This window comes from Pseudomonas sp. RIT409 (assembly GCF_003052515.2).
Taxonomy (GTDB): domain Bacteria; phylum Pseudomonadota; class Gammaproteobacteria; order Pseudomonadales; family Pseudomonadaceae; genus Aquipseudomonas.
The window spans coordinates 89,022-104,805 of the sequence record NZ_QARE02000018.1; the positions used below are offsets into that span (position 1 = coordinate 89,022).

Consider the following 15,784-nt stretch of genomic DNA (forward strand, 5'->3'; position numbering starts at 1 on the left):
GGGGCCTTACCCCAACCCATACTTCTTTACCTTGTCGAACAGCGTGGTCTTGGCCATGCCCAACTCCTGGCTGGCCTGGCTCAGGTTGCCGCCGCTGCGTTGCAGCGCCTCGCTGAGCAGGTTGCGTTCGAAGGCTTCCACCGCCTCTGAAAAACCCAGACTTTGTGCCTGGGTCGCCAACCCTGATTTTTTGAACGCCGGCAGGCCTAGCGCATATCGCTCGGCCACGTTGCGCAGTTCACGCACATTTCCCGGCCAGTCGTGGGTCATCAGTGCCGTCATCGTCTGCGGGTCCAATTGCGGGGGCTCGCGATCAAAGCGCAGCGATGACTGCTGGAGAAAGTGTTCGAACAATTGCAGGATGTCTTCGCGACGTTCGCGCAGGGGCGGCAGTTCAAGCGTCACGACATTGAGGCGGTAATACAGGTCGCTGCGAAACTGGTTTGCCTTGCTCAAGTCGGCAAGATCCGCCTTGGTGGCGGCGATGACGCGACAGTCCACCGCCACGCTCTGGTTCGACCCCAGCCGCTCAAGGGTGCGCTCCTGCAAGACCCGCAGCAATTTGATTTGCAGGTTGATCGGCATGCTTTCCACTTCGTCGAGGAACAGCGTGCCATTGTGGGCGTGCTCGATCTTGCCGATTCGTCGCTTGCCCGCACCGGTGAAGGCGTTGGCCTCGTGGCCGAAGATTTCGCTCTCGAAGAGGTTTTCCGGCAGCCCTCCGCAGTTCAACGCGACGAATGGGTGCGCGTGACGACGACTGAAATCATGCAGGCAGCGGGCGACGAGCTCTTTGCCGGTGCCGGTCTCACCCTCGATAAGCACGTTGGCCGAGGTGTCGGCGACATTGGCGATCAACGCGCGCAGGTTCTGCATCGCGGCCGATCGCCCGATGATTTTGCCTTCCAGCGAGTCGCGCTCGGCCAGTTGCCGACGCAGCGACCAGACTTCCCTCGCCAGCCCGCGTTGTTCGAGCGCACGCCGGGCGACCTCGACCAGGCGCTCGGGGGAAAAGGGCTTTTCTATGAAGTCATAGGCGCCGTCACGCATGGCGCCCACTGCCATCGACACGTCGCCGTGACCGGTGATCAATACGACGGGGAGGGTGCGATCCCGCTCCTTCAGGTGCCTGAGCAGCGTCAGTCCGTCCATGCCTGGCAGGCGGATATCGCTGATGACGATGCCGGCGAAATGTTCGCCCACGATCGCCAGCGCCTCTTCGGCACTGCTCACACCCTGGCTGTGGATGTCCTCCAGCGTCAGCGCCTGCTGGCACCCGAGCAGCACATGGGGGTCATCTTCGACGATGAGGACGGTCAGTTCAGTGTTCAATTTCATGCCTCATCGGTATGTGTAAGAGCGCGCGTGCCTGCAATGAACGGTAACGCGGTACATCCCACAGACCGCGTTATCGTTCATCGCGGGCAAGCGCGCTCCTACAGAATTGGTAACAGCCAGCGGATTCATGACACCACCAACGGCAGAATCAACACGAACATCGTTCCACCCTCGGACGGGTGTTCGGCGTTCAGGCTGCCCCCGGCGGCCGCAGCCAGGCTGGCCGAGAGCGTCAACCCCAAGCCCAAGCCTTGTTCGCCAGGCTTGGTGGTGAAGAACGGCTCAAACAAATGCTTGCGCGCTTCGACGTCAATGCCATGGCCGTTGTCCCGCACCTGCAGGCGATAGCGGCCTTCGAACGCGTCGCCCTGTAACCACAACACGGGCAGGGGCTGGGCCTGCATGGCGTCCAGCGCGTTGCCGATCAGGTTGACCAGAATCTGCTCCAACCGGGTCTGGTCGATGGCCAGTTCCACTTCATCGAAATGCTGGTTGAGCTCCAGTGGGCTGCTTTCCAGGCGTCCGGCCAACAACTGCAGCGCCGCCTCGACGGCTTTGCTCAACGACGCCTGGCCTTTGTCTTCGCCGCGTCGGGCAAAGGCGCGCAGGCTGGCGGTGATGCGCCCCATGCGATCGATCAGGTCATTGATCGTGCGCAAGTTGGTGGTGGCTGTGTCCAGTGCCCCGCGCTCGATGAAGCGGACAGTGTTGCCCGACAACGTTCGCAATGCGGCGAGGGGCTGGTTGAGTTCGTGGGCGATGCTGGTCGACATCTGACCGATGGCCGCCAGTTTGCCCGCTTGCACCAGTTCATCCTGTGCCTGACGCAGGGTTTCCTCGGCTTGGCGCCGTTCGCGAATCTGCCCCTTGAGGCGTTCGTTACTGGCCCGCAAATCCGCCGTGCGCTCGGTGATGCGCCGCTCCAGTTCATTGTTGGCCTGTTCCAGCGCTTCGCGCGCGGCCAGGCGTGTGGCGATGACTTTGCGTCGCTCGTTCCAGGCAATCAGCAGAAACGCTACGAGGGCACAGGCCACCGCCACCAGCATGCCTTGGTTGGCGGCCTCCCGACGCAGATCTTCCAACGGCGAGAGCAGGGTCAGGTGCCAGGGGGTGTCCGCCAGATCGCGGGTCTGTGCCAGGTAGCTCACCACCGTGTGTTCGTGGTCGACGCTGCTGTTGGCGGGGAAGGTGAGTTTCTCGACGCCGTCGGCGATGAGCTCGCGCTCCAGTGGCACCAGCTCGTTCAGCGGCCACCAGTAATATTGCAGGCTGCGGGCCAGGCGCTCCTTGATTTGCGGCGTGAGCGGGCGAACCGACTTCAACCGTCGTGCCGGGTCGCTGGAGAGAATGATGATTCCGTTTTCGTCACTGACGAAGGCCTCCAGGCGCGCCCGCTGCCAGCGCTCCTCCAGGGCCTCGAGGCGGACCTTGATCACGGCCACGCCGATGATCTTGCCTTTTTCTTCCAGCCCGTGGGCCAGATAGTAGCCCGGCTCGCCGGTGGTGCTGCCGATGCCGTAGAACCGACCCGGCTGCCCGCGAATGGCGTCCTGGTAATAGGCGCGGAAGGAGAGGTCCTCACCCAAATAGCTGTCGGCGTCGCGCCAGTTGCTGGTCGCCAGCACACGGCCGGTGGTGTCCAGCACATAGATCGCACGGCTGCGGCTTCGACGGTTCAACCCTTCGAGGTAATCGTTGACCTTGCCCCGCAGTTCCGGAGATGGGTCGTTGAGCAGGCTCGATACATTGGACTCCAGCTCGAGCACGCTGGGCAGGTAGTTGTATTTGTTGATTTCGCTTTCGACGGTGCGGGCATGCAATTCGAGCTGGCGCTCGCCATTCTCGCTGAGCGACTTGATGCCGTTCTTTTCGCTGTACAGGTACGTGAAGTAACCCAGTGCAATCATCAGCAGGATGATCAGCGGCGGCAGGAACAGTTGGCGAATCAGGCGGGGTTTCACAGTCAGTGATGGCGGCGTACTAAGAGGTGGATCGCATTTCATCACAGTCGTCCTGGACCGACCAGCCGCTCGTGTCATGGATGTCGACACGAACGGCCAGCGGGTTTTGCGCCCTTGTGAGGCTTGAATCAATCAGTGCTGCAGGATTTTGTTCAGGAAGTGCTGCGCGCGCTCGGAACGGGCGTTGATGTCGCCGAAGAACTCTTCCTTGGCACAGTCTTCGATGATCTGGCCCTTGTCCATGAAGATCACGCGGTCAGCCACTTTGCGGGCGAAGCCCATTTCGTGGGTCACGCACATCATGGTCATGCCCTCGTGGGCGAGCTGCACCATCACGTCGAGTACTTCGTTGACCATTTCAGGGTCAAGCGCTGAGGTCGGTTCGTCGAACAGCATGACGATCGGGTCCATCGCCAATGCGCGGGCAATCGCCACACGTTGCTGCTGCCCGCCGGACAACTGGCCCGGATGCTTGTGCGCATGCGCCGACAGGCCCACGCGCTCCAGCAGGGCAAGGCCTTTCTGGGTGGCCTCTTCTTTGCTGCGGCCCAGGACCTTGATCTGCGCGATGGTCAGGTTTTCCGTGATGGTCAGGTGCGGAAACAACTCGAAGTGTTGGAACACCATGCCGACGCGGGAGCGAAGTTTGGGCAGATTGGTCTTGGGATCGGCGATAGACGTGCCATCGACCACGATGTCGCCTTTCTGAAAAGGCTCCAGTGCGTTGACGCACTTGATCAGGGTGGATTTCCCCGAGCCCGAAGGGCCGCAGACGACGATCACTTCGCCTTTCTTGACCTCGGTGCTGCAATCGGTCAGCACCTGGAAGTCCCCATACCACTTGTTGATATTTTTGATGGAAATCATACGGCTAACCTTTTTTGCATGAGCTTGACCAGACGCGAGGCCACGAAGCTGATGATGAAATACACGAGACCGGCAACGATGAGGAACTCGTTGGAGCGACCGATGATGTCGCCGTTGGAGCGGGCCGAATTGAGGAAGTCCACCAGGCCGACGGTGTACACCAGCGAGGTGTCCTGGAACAGAATGATGCTCTGTTGCAGCAACAGCGGGGTCATCTTGCGGAACGCCTGGGGCAGGATGATCAAGCGCATCATCTGGCCATAGGTCATGCCCAGAGCCTGCGCGGCGCCCATTTGGCCTCGGGAAATCGACTGCACGCCGGCGCGGACGATTTCGCAGAAATAAGCGGCCTCGAACATCATGAATGCCACGACGCAAGAGGTGAACGCACCCACTGGCGTGTCTTGGCCGGTGATCCAGCGCAAAACGAAGGGCACCGCCAAGTAGAACCAGGTGATGACCAGCAGAAGCGGGATCGAACGGAAATAGTTGACGTAGGCGCCGGCGAGGTTCGATAGCACCTTGTTGTGGGACAAACGCATCAGCGCCAGAAGCGTACCGATGACGATGCCGCCGATCACGCCCATGACCATCAATTGGAGGGTCATCAGCATGCCGTTCCACAGGCCCGGAATGGCCGGAATGACGCCAGAGAAGTCCATCATTTACCTCCCACGGAAATCAGGCCCGGCACCGCGACTTTCTTCTCGACCAGACGCATGAGCAGCATCAGGCTCATGTTCAGGGTGAAGTAGATCAAGGTGGCGAGGGTGAAGGCTTCGAACAGGTTCGCGGAAAACTCGGCGGTCTGCTTGGTTTGAGCCAGCAACTCCATCAGGCCGATCAGCGACGCCACCGACGAGTTCTTGAACACGTTGAGGAATTCGGAAGTCAGCGGTGGGATGATGATCCGGTACGCTTGCGGCAGCAGCACGTTCCAGTAGATCTGCGGCAGTTTGAACCCCATGGCGCGCGCGGCGGATTCCTGGCCGCGAGGCAACGCCTGAATACCGGTGCGCACCTGCTCGCACACCCGTGCGGCCGTGAAAAGCCCCAGGCACACGACAACACTCAGGAAGGCCGAGGTGGTCGGATTCAGGTCTTGCTTGTACCACTCCTGCAGGTTCTCGGGCAGCAGGTCCGGCACCAGGAAGTACCAGATGAACAGCTGCACCAGCAGTGGCACATTACGGAAGATTTCCACGTAAACCGTGGCAATAGACGACACGATGCGGTTGGGCACCGTACGCATGACACCGAGCACCGAGCCCAGCATCAACGCGATGATCCAGGCGACGATGGAGATGCCGATGGTCCAGCCCAGACCGGAAATGTACCAGTCCAAGTAGGTCTCGCTGCCCACGCCGGTGGACTTGAAGAACACGCTCCAGTCCCAGTTGTAATTCATCAGGGTCTCCCCTCTGATCGATCGTTATGCACGCACACCGCTATGCAGCGGCTTCCGGAGCCGCACTGCAGCTCCGGGAGTCAGGCTTTCACTTTTGTCGCGTGTGAAGAGAAGGACTTATGCCTTCTTCTCAGGAGCAGGCTTGTCGTTCGGGTTCTCGATCAGCTTCTGCAGCTCAGGGCTCATCGGGAATTCCAGGTTCAGGCCTTTTGGCGGAATCGGCTGGGTGAACCATTTGTCGTAGATCTTCTTGATGTCGCCCGACTTGTAGAGGCCAACGATCGCGTCATCCACAGCCTTCTTGAAGGCAGCGTCGTCCTTGCGAACCATGCAGCCGTAGATTTCATAGGATTGCGGGGTGCCGGTCACGTGCCAGTCAGTTGGCTTCTTGGCCTTGGCCATTTCGCCGGCCAGCAGGGCGTCGTCCATCATGAAGGCAACCGCGCGGCCCGATTCCAGCATCTGGAAGGATTCACCGTGGTCCTTGGCGGAAATGACGTTCATGCCCATCTGCTTGTCGGCGTTCATCGCTTTGATGATGCGCTCGGAGGTGGTGCCTGCAGTGGTGACGACGTTCTTGCCTTTCAGGTCATCGAAATCGTTGTAAGGCGAGCCGACTTTGGTCAGCAGGCGAGTACCGATTTCGAAGATGCCGACCGAGAAGTCGACTTGCTGGGCGCGCTCGGCGTTGTTGGTGGTCGAACCGCACTCAACGTCGACCGTGCCGTTCTGAACCAGCGGGATGCGGGTTTGTGAAGTGACCAGGTTGTAGTTGACCTTCAGGTCTGGCTTGTTCAGGTCTTTCTTGATCGCCTCGACGATAGCCAGTTGGATGTCATGGGAGTAGCCGACAGGCTTGCCCGAGGCGTCCGCGATGTAAGAGAACGGAATCGACGAGTCGCGGTGACCGAGGGTAATGGTGCCCGAATCATTGATTTTCTTCAGGGTGCCGGTCAATTCTGCGGCAGACAGCGGGGTGCTGATCAAAGCGGCTGCTGCAACGGCCACGCCCAGAATGTGGGGAACGATACGCATCTGTTAATCCTCGACTTTGTTTTTCTTATGGGTCCGGTGTTGGGTCGGCCCTATCGTTTCAGAACGCTACAACGGCGGCCCAATCAGGCGGCACGCTACATCGGAGCAATCGTGATGGAGTGTAGAGCATGAGTCATGCCAAAGCCGTGACAGGAGGCAACCTACTGATTATAAAGGAAAATATTTCGTTATCTGGAAGCGGGGCGGGCTTGAACGTCCGGTACGCCGAATGGGCGAGGGGGAGGTGTTCGGAAATCCGAATGTTCGGTGTCGGGTAGCGTTAAACCTGCGAAGCAGGCCTGCGAGGTATAACGCACGATGGGGCGGTTCTGAAAATGACCTTTTCGCTCATCAGCCCCGCGCGATGGGCGGGGCCGATGCTGATCACCGGGAAAACAGCGCTGTTATGCCTGAGTTGCCCTTGTGCTTGGCAGGATGCCTCAGGCGGCCGCTGTAGTGCTTTTGCGGTGAGCCACCTTGTCGAGGTATGCCTGAACGTTCTGCTGTTCCTCGGCAGTGGTGAACAGTCCCAGCTTGGTCCGACGCCAGAGCACGTCGTCCGCTTGAGTGACCCACTCAGCCCTGCACAAGTAGTCCACTTCGGCGCTGTACAGATCTGCGCCAAGATGCTCACCCAAGTCGCCCACGTCATGCAGGCCGTCCACGATCTGCCAACTGCGCGATCCATAGGTAATCGCCCAGCGTTTGGCGAGACCGGAGGGCAACCACGGGCAGCGCTTTTCCAACTCGCTCGCGAGGGCGGCAGGAGTGGTCATGTTCTCGCCACCTGGCAGGCTGGCCCTGGCCGTCCAGCTCGGTTTCATCTGGGGAAAGAACGGCGCCAGTTGTTGCATGGCCGATTCGGCAAGCTTGCGGTAGGTCGTCAGCTTGCCCCCAAACACCGACAGAATCGGCGCTTCTTCGGTGCTGCCCGACAATGACAGCGTGTAGTCGCGGGTGATGGCTGACGGATTGTCGGATTCATCGTTGCAGAGCGGGCGCACGCCCGAGTAGGTGCGAATGATGTCGCCCCGCGTCAGTTGCTTCTTGAAGTGTTCGTTGACGATCTTCAGCAGGTAGTCGGTTTCGCCCTCGGTGATCGCCACTTTGGCAGGGTCGCCGGTGTATTCGCGGTCGGTGGTACCGATAATGGTGAACTGGTCCAGATACGGAATCGCGAAGACGATGCGCTGGTCTTCGTTTTGCAGAATGAACGCGTTCTCGCCTTCATACAGCTTCGGCACGATCAAGTGGCTGCCCTGGATCAGACGGATGCCATACTGAGATTCGAGCTTCAGATCCTCGCGGATGAATTTGGCCACCCAAGGTCCAGCCGCATTGACCAGCGCTTTGGCGCGAATGGAAAACAGACTGCCATCCGCACGTTCCATGTTCAGGTGCCACAGACCATTGCTGCGGCGGGCGTTGAGGCAGCGGGTCTGGGTATGGATATGCGCGCCCTTTTCACGGGCGGCCATGGCATTGAGCACCACCAGACGGGCGTCATCGACCCAGCAATCCGAGTATTCGAAGCCGCGGGTAATCGTACTTTTGAGCGGGCTGCTGGCGCCGAAACGCAGGTTTTTCGATCCAGGAAGCTTTTCACGCTTGCCCAGATGGTCGTAGAGAAAAAGACCCGCGCGGATCATCCAGGCTGGTCGCAGATGGGGACGATGAGGAAGGACGAAACGCATCGGCTTGACGATGTGGGGGGCTTTTTCCAGCAGCACCTCCCGCTCGGCCAATGCCTCACGCACCAAGCGAAACTCGTAATGCTCCAAGTAGCGCAGGCCGCCATGAATGAGCTTGCTGCTGGCGGACGACGTGTGGCTGGCCAGGTCATCCTTTTCGCACAAAAACACCGACAGGCCGCGCCCAGATGCGTCTGCTGCGATACCGACACCGTTGATGCCACCGCCAATCACGGCAATATCGTAGACCTCGGAAAGGGGTGGGATAGGCAAGGCGGAATCGGCCATTGGGGCCTCCTGTCTGGGATTCGATCCAGTTCGTTTTTGGCGAATTCGAACATTTGAGTTCATTTTCGAAAATACTAGCGCAATAAGGCGCCACTCACCACCTGTGATTGATTGAAAATACTGATTAGGGGGACAGGAAAGGAACAAAATCGAACATGGGTATGTTCGTTCGAAAGGAGTGACAGTACGCGTTTTCGTACCAACGACGTAGGAGCGCGCTTGCCCGCGACCTGGCGCGAAGCGGCAGCAAACACTGAAAGCGCGACATTCCTGTCACAGCAAATACGTCGAGATGGACTGCCGCTCCGCGCCAGATCGCGGGCGAGCGCGCTCCTACAAGCACGAGTTCGTTAGACGACTTCCAACCGGATCTTGTTTTGCGTCAGCAGTTGAGCGAGCGCCGGTACAGGGGCCTGATCGGTCACCAGGCAATCGATCAGGGTGATCGGGCCCAGCCGCACCATGGCGTTGCGGCCGAACTTGCTGGAGTCCGCTGCCAGGATCACTTGGCGTGCATTGGCGATGATCGCCTGGGAAACACGCACTTCCTGGTAATCGAAGTCCAGGAGGCTGCCATCCTCATCGATGCCGCTGATGCCCACGAGCGCGAAATCGACCTTGAACTGGGTAATGAAATCGACACTGGCCTGACCCACGACTCCGCCGTCCCGGCGTACGTTGCCTCCGGCGAGCAGCACTTCGAAGTCATCCTTGCCACTGAGAATCGACGCCACATGCAGGTTATTGGTGATGACCTTCAAATGGTTATGGTTGAGCAGGGCGCGGGCGATGGATTCGGTGGTCGTGCCGATATTGATAAACAGCGAAGCGTGATCGGGGATCTGCGCCGCAATGGCTTCGGCGATGCGCTGTTTCTCATCGCGCATCTGATCGGCGCGCATGGCGTAGGCGGTGTTTTCGATACTGGAGTCGTAGGCTGCGCCGCCGTGATAGCGGCGCAGAAGATTCATTTCCGCCAACTGGTTGATGTCGCGTCGGATGGTTTGCGGGGTCACGACGAACAATTGGGCCATTTCCTCGATGCTGACGTAGCCGCGTTCACGGACCAGCTCGAGGATCTGCTGTTGACGGGGTGGCAGATTCATTTTTCTTCCTTCGGGCAAGGGCGTCCATGATGCCGCAGGGAGCCATTATCTGTCAGCCGGAAAAAGTGCCGGAGCCGATCGAAGTGAGCGTGCCCGCAGTGACGCTGCGTCAGATGAGCGATCTTTCACAGAAGCGAGTCATCCGCGCGAGCAAGCTCGATCCTACAACGGGTTGTCAGATTACTCGGCGTCTTCGTGTGGCTCCCAGTCCCGCGTGCGGTCCACCGCTTTGCGCCAGCCCGCATACAGCTTTTCTTTTTCAGTCGCATCACATTGCGGCTCGAACTTGCGCTCGATCACCGCCTTGTCTTTCAACTCGTCCAGCCCGCTCCAGAAGCCAATGGCCAGCCCAGCCAGGTAGGCAGCGCCGAGCGCGGTAGTCTCGCGCATCTTCGGACGCTCCACCTCGGTGCCCAGAATGTCAGCCTGGAATTGCATGAGAAAGTTGTTGGCCACGGCGCCCCCGTCGACGCGCAACGCCTTGAGTGGCTCGCCGGCGTCCTGCTGCATGGCATCGAGCACGTCACGTGTCTGATAGGCGATCGATTCCAGGGCCGCGCGAATGATGTGATCGACTTTCACGCCCCGGGTCAGGCCGAACAATGCGCCACGGGCGTAAGGGTCCCAGTAAGGCGCACCGAGCCCGGTGAACGCCGGGACCAGGTACACGCCGTTGCTGTTCTTTACTTTGGTTGCGAAGTACTCGGTGTCCATGGAGTCGTTGACGATCTTCAGCTCATCGCGCAGCCATTGCACCGTCGAGCCACCGTTGAACACCGCGCCCTCCAGCGCGTATGCCACTTCTCCACGCGGCCCGCAGCCAATGGTGGTCAACAGCCCGTGGTGGGATTTCACAGCTTTTTTGCCGGTGTTCATCAGCAGGAAACAGCCGGTGCCGTAGGTGTTCTTGGCCTGGCCAGGTTCGACGCACATCTGCCCGAACAACGCCGACTGCTGGTCCCCCGCGATGCCGGCGATGGCAATACCGCTTTTGCTGTGGCCGTAGACCTCGGACGAGGACTTCACCTGCGGCAGCATCTCCCGGGGCACGTCGAGCACTTCGAGCATCCGTTCATCCCACTCGAGTGTGTGAATGTTGAACATCATGGTGCGCGAGGCATTGGTGTAATCGGTCACGTGGACCTTGCCCCCCGTAAATTTCCAGATCAGCCAACTGTCGACGGTGCCGAACAGCAGCTCGCCACGACGGGCTCGCTCACGGCTGCCTTCGACATGGTCGAGTATCCATTTCAGCTTGCTGCCGGAAAAATAAGGGTCGATCACCAGCCCGGTGGTTTCTTTGATGTAGTCCTCCAGCCCGTCGCGCTTGAGCTGCTGACAGATCTCGGTACTGCGACGGCATTGCCACACCACCGCGTTGTAGATCGGGCGGCCGCTTTCCTTTTCCCAGACCACCGTGGTTTCACGCTGGTTGGTGATGCCAATGGCAGCGATCTGATTGTGATGCAGGTTGGCCTGAGCCAGCACTTTGGTCATGCAGGCGGTCTGCGTTGCAAAGATTTCCATCGGGTCGTGTTCGACCCAGCCAGGCTGCGGGTAATGCTGCACGAACTCGCTCTGGGCGGTGCTCACCACGTTGGCGTCGCGGTCGAAAATGATGGCTCGCGAGCTGGTCGTGCCTTGATCGAGGGCGATGATGTAGTTCTTGTTGTCGTTGTCGGTCATGTCGATTGCCTGGTGATGAAGCGGAAGGCTGCAGGTCTGCCATCAGTGTACGTGGGGAAGCGCGTGCTTCGCTCGGACAGATGATTGATGGCGAACTCAATATTCGTATTCGAAAAAATATAGACGTAAACGAACCTTGTCAAAGACCTTAAACGAATGCCCGCTGCGTTGGAAACCGCCCCCGTTTTTGTTGCGCCACGCCGCTTTAGATGGAGGCGTTTTGAAGGCAGATGGCCTAAAGTTAGGGCAGCCAACCTTGTCACAGCCCCGGCCTTCTGGAGCCCTGCATGACCCCCGCATTGGAATTGCTGAAAAAAGTTCGAGCCGAACATCGCGTGCACAGTTATGAACATGATCCCAAGGCCGCCTCATATGGTCTGGAAGCCGCGGAAAAATTGAAACTGCAACCTGCCCAAGTGTTCAAGACGTTACTGGCCAGTACCGAGAAAGGTGAACTGCTGGTGGCGGTGGTTCCCGTGGTGGGCTCACTCGACCTCAAGGCACTGGCTCACGCAGCAGGGGCGAAGAAAGCGGAAATGGCCGATCCCGCCGCAGCGCAGCGTGCTACGGGTTACCTCCTCGGTGGCATCAGCCCCTTAGGGCAGAAAAAGAGGCTGCGCACCTTCATCGACGAATCCGCCCAACCGTTTGAAACGATCTTTGTCAGTGCAGGACGGCGCGGGCTGGAGGTGGAGTTGTCGGCGGCCGTACTGGCCCAGCATACCGGTGCTCGTTTTGCGCACATCGGCCGCGACTGAGTCATCCGTTTAAAGCGGTACTGGCGGGCAGGAGGCTCGCCTTCAAACAATAACGATGGGGGATCTTTGCCATGCAGCTGGAATTTCATCAGGTCGACGCATTCAGCGACCATGCTTTCGCGGGCAATCCAGCGATGGTCTATCGCCTCGATACTTGGCTGGCCGATGAGCTCATGCAGCGAATCGCGGCGGAGCACAACCTTTCCGAGACCGCCTTCGTGGTCCGGGAGGCGCAAGGCTGGCACGTTCGGTGGTTCACGCCGAGTCACGAAGTCCCGTTGTGTGGGCACGCCACGCTGGCCGCGGCGCACGTGCTGCTGGAAAAGTACGGCGAGGCGTCTGAAGCCATCGCCTTCACCAGCCGATCCGGGGTGCTGAGTGTCACGCGGGAGAATGGCCGCCTGCTGCTGGACTTTCCCTCGATGCCGCCCAGCGAACTGGGCGTCACCGTCGACATCGAACGGGCGCTGAACGCGGCCGTGGTGGACGTACTGGGGGCCGGGCAATTGCTGGTGGTTCTGGAATCGGAACAGGCGGTACGCGATTGCAAGCCCGATCTGGCTGCCATCGCCCGGCTGCCTTGGCCGGGAGTGATCGTGACAGCCAAAGGGGATGGGGAACGCTATGACTTCGTGTCTCGGTATTTCGCGCCAGCGATTGGCATTCCTGAAGATCCTGTCACCGGGGCGACCCATTGCAGCTTGATCCCCTATTGGTCTGCCCGGTTGAACAAATTCACGCTGAACGCCCATCAGGTGTCGGCAAGAGGCGGCGAGCTATTCTGTCGATTAGAGGGGGATCGGGTGAAGATCGGCGGGCATGCGACGCTGGTGGCCAGCGGCGTATTGACGCTGGGGTAACCCGTTCTGGGTTTGACGAACGCGCCCTTCATTTCCTGGAGGGCGGATTCACGCGGCAGGGAACAGGACCAGATGTTCCGCCGCCACGCGAATGCCGACGCAATCGCCTGTACGTAAATCGATGTGGCTGGGAAACAGGGCTTCCAAAGGGGAGCCGCTTGGCAGTTCCAGGCGATACAGCGTGGCCGCGCCCTGAAACGTCTTGCTCGTGACCATGGCTTTCAGCGCGCTGTCAGGCGCGTAGACGATGTCGTCCGGGCGCAGGAGTACGTCCATCGATGAGCCACGGGCCCCTCGGTAGGCTCGGTTGCCCCGCAGGACGCCCAGCTCGGTCTGTACCGATTCGGCGTCGATCAACTGGCCGCGTACGAAATAACCCTGACCCACAAAACTGGCGACATAAGGCGTCGCCGGCTCGTGATAAAGGTTGTAGGGCGTATCCCACTGTTCAAGGCGGCCGTCCTTGAAGACGCCCACATGATCGCTGACGGCGAAGGCTTCTTCCTGGTCGTGAGTGACCAGAATGGCACTGGTGCCACGGGTTTTGAGGATGTCACGCACCTCATGGCTCAAGCGGCGACGCAACGCGCCATCGAGGTTGGAGAACGGTTCGTCGAGCAAGAGCAATTGCGGTTCGGGGGCCAATGCGCGAGCCAGCGCGACGCGCTGCTGCTGGCCTCCGGACAGCTCGTGAGGATGGCGATCGCCCAAGGCGCTCAGGTTGACCAGTCCCAGCATCTCTTGGACCACCTGCGCCTGGCGCGGGTGATTGCGTATACCGAATGCGATGTTCTCGGCGACGGTGAGGTGTGGAAACAGTGCGTAATCCTGGAACACCATGCCGATGCGACGCTTTTCCGGGGCGAGGGTGAAACCGGGCCGGGAAATGACCTCGCCCGCCAACACGATTTCCCCTGTATGCACCGGCTCGAACCCGGCGATGGCGCGGAGCGTGGTGGTCTTGCCACAGCCCGAGGAGCCCAGCAGGCAACCGATGTCGCCCGCATCGAGATGCAGATCGAGGTTCTGCACCACACGCTGGTTCGCGTAGCCGCAGGCAAGGTCGCGCAGTTTCAGCAGCATCACGTCACTCAGGCGGGGGTGTAGGCGGGCGCCACGAGAAATTCCAGCAGCGCCTTCTGCGCATGCAGACGGTTTTCAGCCTGATCCCATGCCACCGAGCGCTTGTCATCGAGCAGGTCTTCGCTGATTTCCTCGCCACGGTGTGCCGGCAGGCAGTGCATGAACAGTACGTCGTCGGCGGCCAGGTCGAGCAATTCTCGCGTCACCTGAAAGGGCTTGAAGAGCGCATTGCGCTTGGCTGTTTCGTCTTCCTGCCCCATGGAGGTCCAAACATCGGTGCTGATCAGATGGGCGCCCGCCACGGCTTCACGCGGGTCGCGGGTCACGGTCACACGGTCGCCGGCCAGTGCCAGGAATTCGGGGTTCGGCTCATAGCCCTCTGGGCAGGCAACCCGCAGTTCGAAGTCGAACTGGATCGCCGCTTCTATATAGCTGTTGCACATGTTGTTACCGTCGCCGATCCAGGCCACCGTCTTGCCCCTGATCGGGCCGCGGTGCTCGACGAAGGTTTGCATATCGGCCAGCAACTGGCACGGATGCAAGTCGTCGGACAGGCCGTTGATCACCGGTACGCGAGAATGTGCGGCAAATTCAGTGAGGTTGCTGTGGGCGAAGGTGCGGATCATGACCGCATCGACCATGCGCGACATCACCCGTGCGCTGTCGCAGATCGGCTCGCCACGGCCCAGTTGGGTGTCGCGCGGGGACAGAAAAATGGCTTGGCCGCCGAGCTGAATCATGCCGGCCTCGAACGAAACCCGCGTCCGAGTCGAAGATTTCTCGAAGATCATGGCCAGCACACGACCCCTCAGCGGCTCGAAGAGCACGCCTCGATTTCGCAGGTCCTTCAGCTCAATGCCGCGACGGATCAACGCGCCCAGCTCGTCCGGCGTGTAATCCATCATCGAGAGAAAGTGCCTGGTGTTCATCATTAACTACCTTGTCTGCAACAGACCGCAGATCCTCAATGCCGGGTTTTATCGGGAAAACGGGCTAGACCTGCGGCAAAAGCCGCACGGGGCGACGAATAGGGAAGGCGCGAGGGTATAAGAAAATGTCGCCTCGTGCCAAGGGCCGACGTGTTCGAAAACTGCCGTCAGACGTCCGGTCGCTTTAAAACCGCTTCTTCAGGACGCTTTTCGTGCATCAAAGTGCTAGAGTTGCACGGAGCGCGAAGGCAAAATGCCATTGCTTTACGACGGCCGGGTTGAGGTTGTACCCCGAGGCTCGCCGGACGTGCAATTGATACTGTTTGCGCAACAGTTTCAAAATGCTGCAAAACCTTTGCGACATGCTTCACGCCGCGCAAACCCGGACGTTTCATAAACCGCTGGCGTGGGTTATAAAGGCTGCTTATGTCCTCCAGAAGAGGTGGGGAATGGATTCAAAAGAGAAACAACTGACGGAACTGCTCGGGCTCACCGCCCGCACCCTTACGCACCTCACGGCATCCATGACTTCGATGTCTTTCGAGCTGATGCGCAGCGAGGATGAGGTCACTCGCTCCGCGGGTCGCCGTATGATCGACCGCATGGCCACGATCAGTGCCGGGCTCGACGATCACTGGCGCCTGATCGGTGAACTGACGGGCGTCCAAGTCTCGCAGGAACAGGTCGAGACCGTTCACGAGATTCAAATGCAGCGCAAGGTTGTCACGCCCATTGGCGGTTCCGCTTCCTGATTGCCCCTTCTTCGGCCAGGTG

General features: G+C 59.8%; 14 protein-coding genes. 3 read left to right on the top strand and 11 right to left on the bottom strand.

The window, feature by feature from the left end; all coding sequences use genetic code 11:
• Positions 1-6: 6 nt before the first annotated feature.
• From DBP26_RS20625 to glpK, 9 genes are all read right to left on the bottom strand, one after another.
• Positions 7-1,338: a sigma-54 dependent transcriptional regulator gene (locus DBP26_RS20625; protein ID WP_108239371.1), complete on the bottom strand. Its 1,332-nt coding sequence runs from the start codon at positions 1,336-1,338 to the stop codon at positions 7-9.
• A gap of 125 nt (positions 1,339-1,463) precedes the next feature.
• Positions 1,464-3,341, bottom strand: a complete 1,878-nt coding sequence (locus DBP26_RS20630; RefSeq protein ID WP_108239372.1) for an ATP-binding protein — start codon at positions 3,339-3,341, stop codon at positions 1,464-1,466.
• A 90-nt stretch (positions 3,342-3,431) separates the two neighbouring features.
• Positions 3,432-4,166, bottom strand: a complete 735-nt coding sequence (locus DBP26_RS20635) for an amino acid ABC transporter ATP-binding protein (protein ID WP_108239373.1) — start codon at positions 4,164-4,166, stop codon at positions 3,432-3,434.
• The gene (locus DBP26_RS20640; RefSeq protein WP_177411096.1) at positions 4,163-4,831 is read right to left on the bottom strand and encodes an ABC transporter permease subunit; all 669 of its coding nucleotides are present in this window, start codon (positions 4,829-4,831) and stop codon (positions 4,163-4,165) included. Before DBP26_RS20640 ends, DBP26_RS20635 begins: the two co-directional genes overlap by 4 nt.
• Positions 4,828-5,574, bottom strand: a complete 747-nt coding sequence (locus DBP26_RS20645; protein WP_108239375.1) for an amino acid ABC transporter permease — start codon at positions 5,572-5,574, stop codon at positions 4,828-4,830. Before DBP26_RS20645 ends, DBP26_RS20640 begins: the two co-directional genes overlap by 4 nt.
• A 117-nt stretch (positions 5,575-5,691) precedes the next feature.
• The gene (locus DBP26_RS20650; RefSeq protein ID WP_108239376.1) at positions 5,692-6,609 is read right to left on the bottom strand and encodes a glutamate/aspartate ABC transporter substrate-binding protein; all 918 of its coding nucleotides are present in this window, start codon (positions 6,607-6,609) and stop codon (positions 5,692-5,694) included.
• A 440-nt stretch (positions 6,610-7,049) separates the two neighbouring features.
• The gene (gene glpD, locus DBP26_RS20655; RefSeq protein WP_108239377.1) at positions 7,050-8,588 is read right to left on the bottom strand and encodes a glycerol-3-phosphate dehydrogenase; all 1,539 of its coding nucleotides are present in this window, start codon (positions 8,586-8,588) and stop codon (positions 7,050-7,052) included.
• A gap of 350 nt (positions 8,589-8,938) precedes the next feature.
• On the bottom strand, positions 8,939-9,694 hold the full coding sequence (locus tag DBP26_RS20660; RefSeq protein WP_108239378.1) for a DeoR/GlpR family transcriptional regulator: 756 nt from the start codon (positions 9,692-9,694) through the stop codon (positions 8,939-8,941).
• A 180-nt stretch (positions 9,695-9,874) separates the two neighbouring features.
• On the bottom strand, positions 9,875-11,380 hold the full coding sequence (gene glpK, locus DBP26_RS20665) for a glycerol kinase GlpK (protein ID WP_108239379.1): 1,506 nt from the start codon (positions 11,378-11,380) through the stop codon (positions 9,875-9,877).
• Between the two features lie 287 nt (positions 11,381-11,667).
• Here glpK and ybaK point away from each other — a divergent pair, with 287 nt between their 5' ends.
• The gene (gene ybaK, locus DBP26_RS20670) at positions 11,668-12,138 is read left to right on the top strand and encodes a Cys-tRNA(Pro) deacylase (protein WP_108239380.1); all 471 of its coding nucleotides are present in this window, start codon (positions 11,668-11,670) and stop codon (positions 12,136-12,138) included.
• Positions 12,139-12,209: 71 nt separating this feature from the next.
• Positions 12,210-12,998: a PhzF family phenazine biosynthesis protein gene (locus DBP26_RS20675; protein WP_108239381.1), complete on the top strand. Its 789-nt coding sequence runs from the start codon at positions 12,210-12,212 to the stop codon at positions 12,996-12,998.
• A 48-nt stretch (positions 12,999-13,046) separates the two neighbouring features.
• Here the strand turns inward: DBP26_RS20675 and DBP26_RS20680 are convergent, their stop codons facing one another.
• Entirely contained in the window at positions 13,047-14,093 is a 1,047-nt protein-coding gene (locus tag DBP26_RS20680) for an ABC transporter ATP-binding protein (protein WP_177411100.1), read from the bottom strand.
• On the bottom strand, positions 14,090-15,010 hold the full coding sequence (argF, locus tag DBP26_RS20685; protein ID WP_108239383.1) for an ornithine carbamoyltransferase: 921 nt from the start codon (positions 15,008-15,010) through the stop codon (positions 14,090-14,092). The genes DBP26_RS20680 and argF overlap by 4 nt, the downstream gene beginning before the upstream one ends.
• Before the next feature lie 449 nt (positions 15,011-15,459).
• On the opposite strand from argF, the gene DBP26_RS20690 reads away from it, so the two are divergent.
• Positions 15,460-15,762 carry a hypothetical protein gene (locus DBP26_RS20690; RefSeq protein WP_062387999.1) on the top strand — a complete coding sequence of 101 codons (303 nt, stop codon included), beginning with the start codon at positions 15,460-15,462 and terminating at the stop codon, positions 15,760-15,762.
• Positions 15,763-15,784: the final 22 nt, after the last annotated feature.

Excerpts from the sequence above, each read along its gene's own strand:
- DBP26_RS20635 (WP_108239373.1), bottom strand. The coding sequence starts at position 4,166 with ATGATTTCCATCAAAAATATCAACAAGTGGTATGGGGACTTCCAGGTG.
- argF (WP_108239383.1), bottom strand. The coding sequence starts at position 15,010 with ATGAACACCAGGCACTTTCTCTCGATGATGGATTACACGCCGGACGAG.
- DBP26_RS20645 (WP_108239375.1), bottom strand. The coding sequence starts at position 5,574 with ATGAATTACAACTGGGACTGGAGCGTGTTCTTCAAGTCCACCGGCGTG.
- glpD (WP_108239377.1), bottom strand. The coding sequence starts at position 8,588 with ATGGCCGATTCCGCCTTGCCTATCCCACCCCTTTCCGAGGTCTACGAT.
- DBP26_RS20660 (WP_108239378.1), bottom strand. The coding sequence starts at position 9,694 with ATGAATCTGCCACCCCGTCAACAGCAGATCCTCGAGCTGGTCCGTGAA.
- DBP26_RS20650 (WP_108239376.1), bottom strand. The coding sequence starts at position 6,609 with ATGCGTATCGTTCCCCACATTCTGGGCGTGGCCGTTGCAGCAGCCGCT.
- DBP26_RS20640 (WP_177411096.1), bottom strand. The coding sequence starts at position 4,831 with ATGATGGACTTCTCTGGCGTCATTCCGGCCATTCCGGGCCTGTGGAAC.
- DBP26_RS20625 (WP_108239371.1), bottom strand. The coding sequence starts at position 1,338 with ATGAAATTGAACACTGAACTGACCGTCCTCATCGTCGAAGATGACCCC.
- glpK (WP_108239379.1), bottom strand. The coding sequence starts at position 11,380 with ATGACCGACAACGACAACAAGAACTACATCATCGCCCTCGATCAAGGC.
- DBP26_RS20630 (WP_108239372.1), bottom strand. The coding sequence starts at position 3,341 with ATGAAATGCGATCCACCTCTTAGTACGCCGCCATCACTGACTGTGAAA.
- ybaK (WP_108239380.1), top strand. The coding sequence starts at position 11,668 with ATGACCCCCGCATTGGAATTGCTGAAAAAAGTTCGAGCCGAACATCGC.
- DBP26_RS20675 (WP_108239381.1), top strand. The coding sequence starts at position 12,210 with ATGCAGCTGGAATTTCATCAGGTCGACGCATTCAGCGACCATGCTTTC.
- DBP26_RS20690 (WP_062387999.1), top strand. The coding sequence starts at position 15,460 with ATGGATTCAAAAGAGAAACAACTGACGGAACTGCTCGGGCTCACCGCC.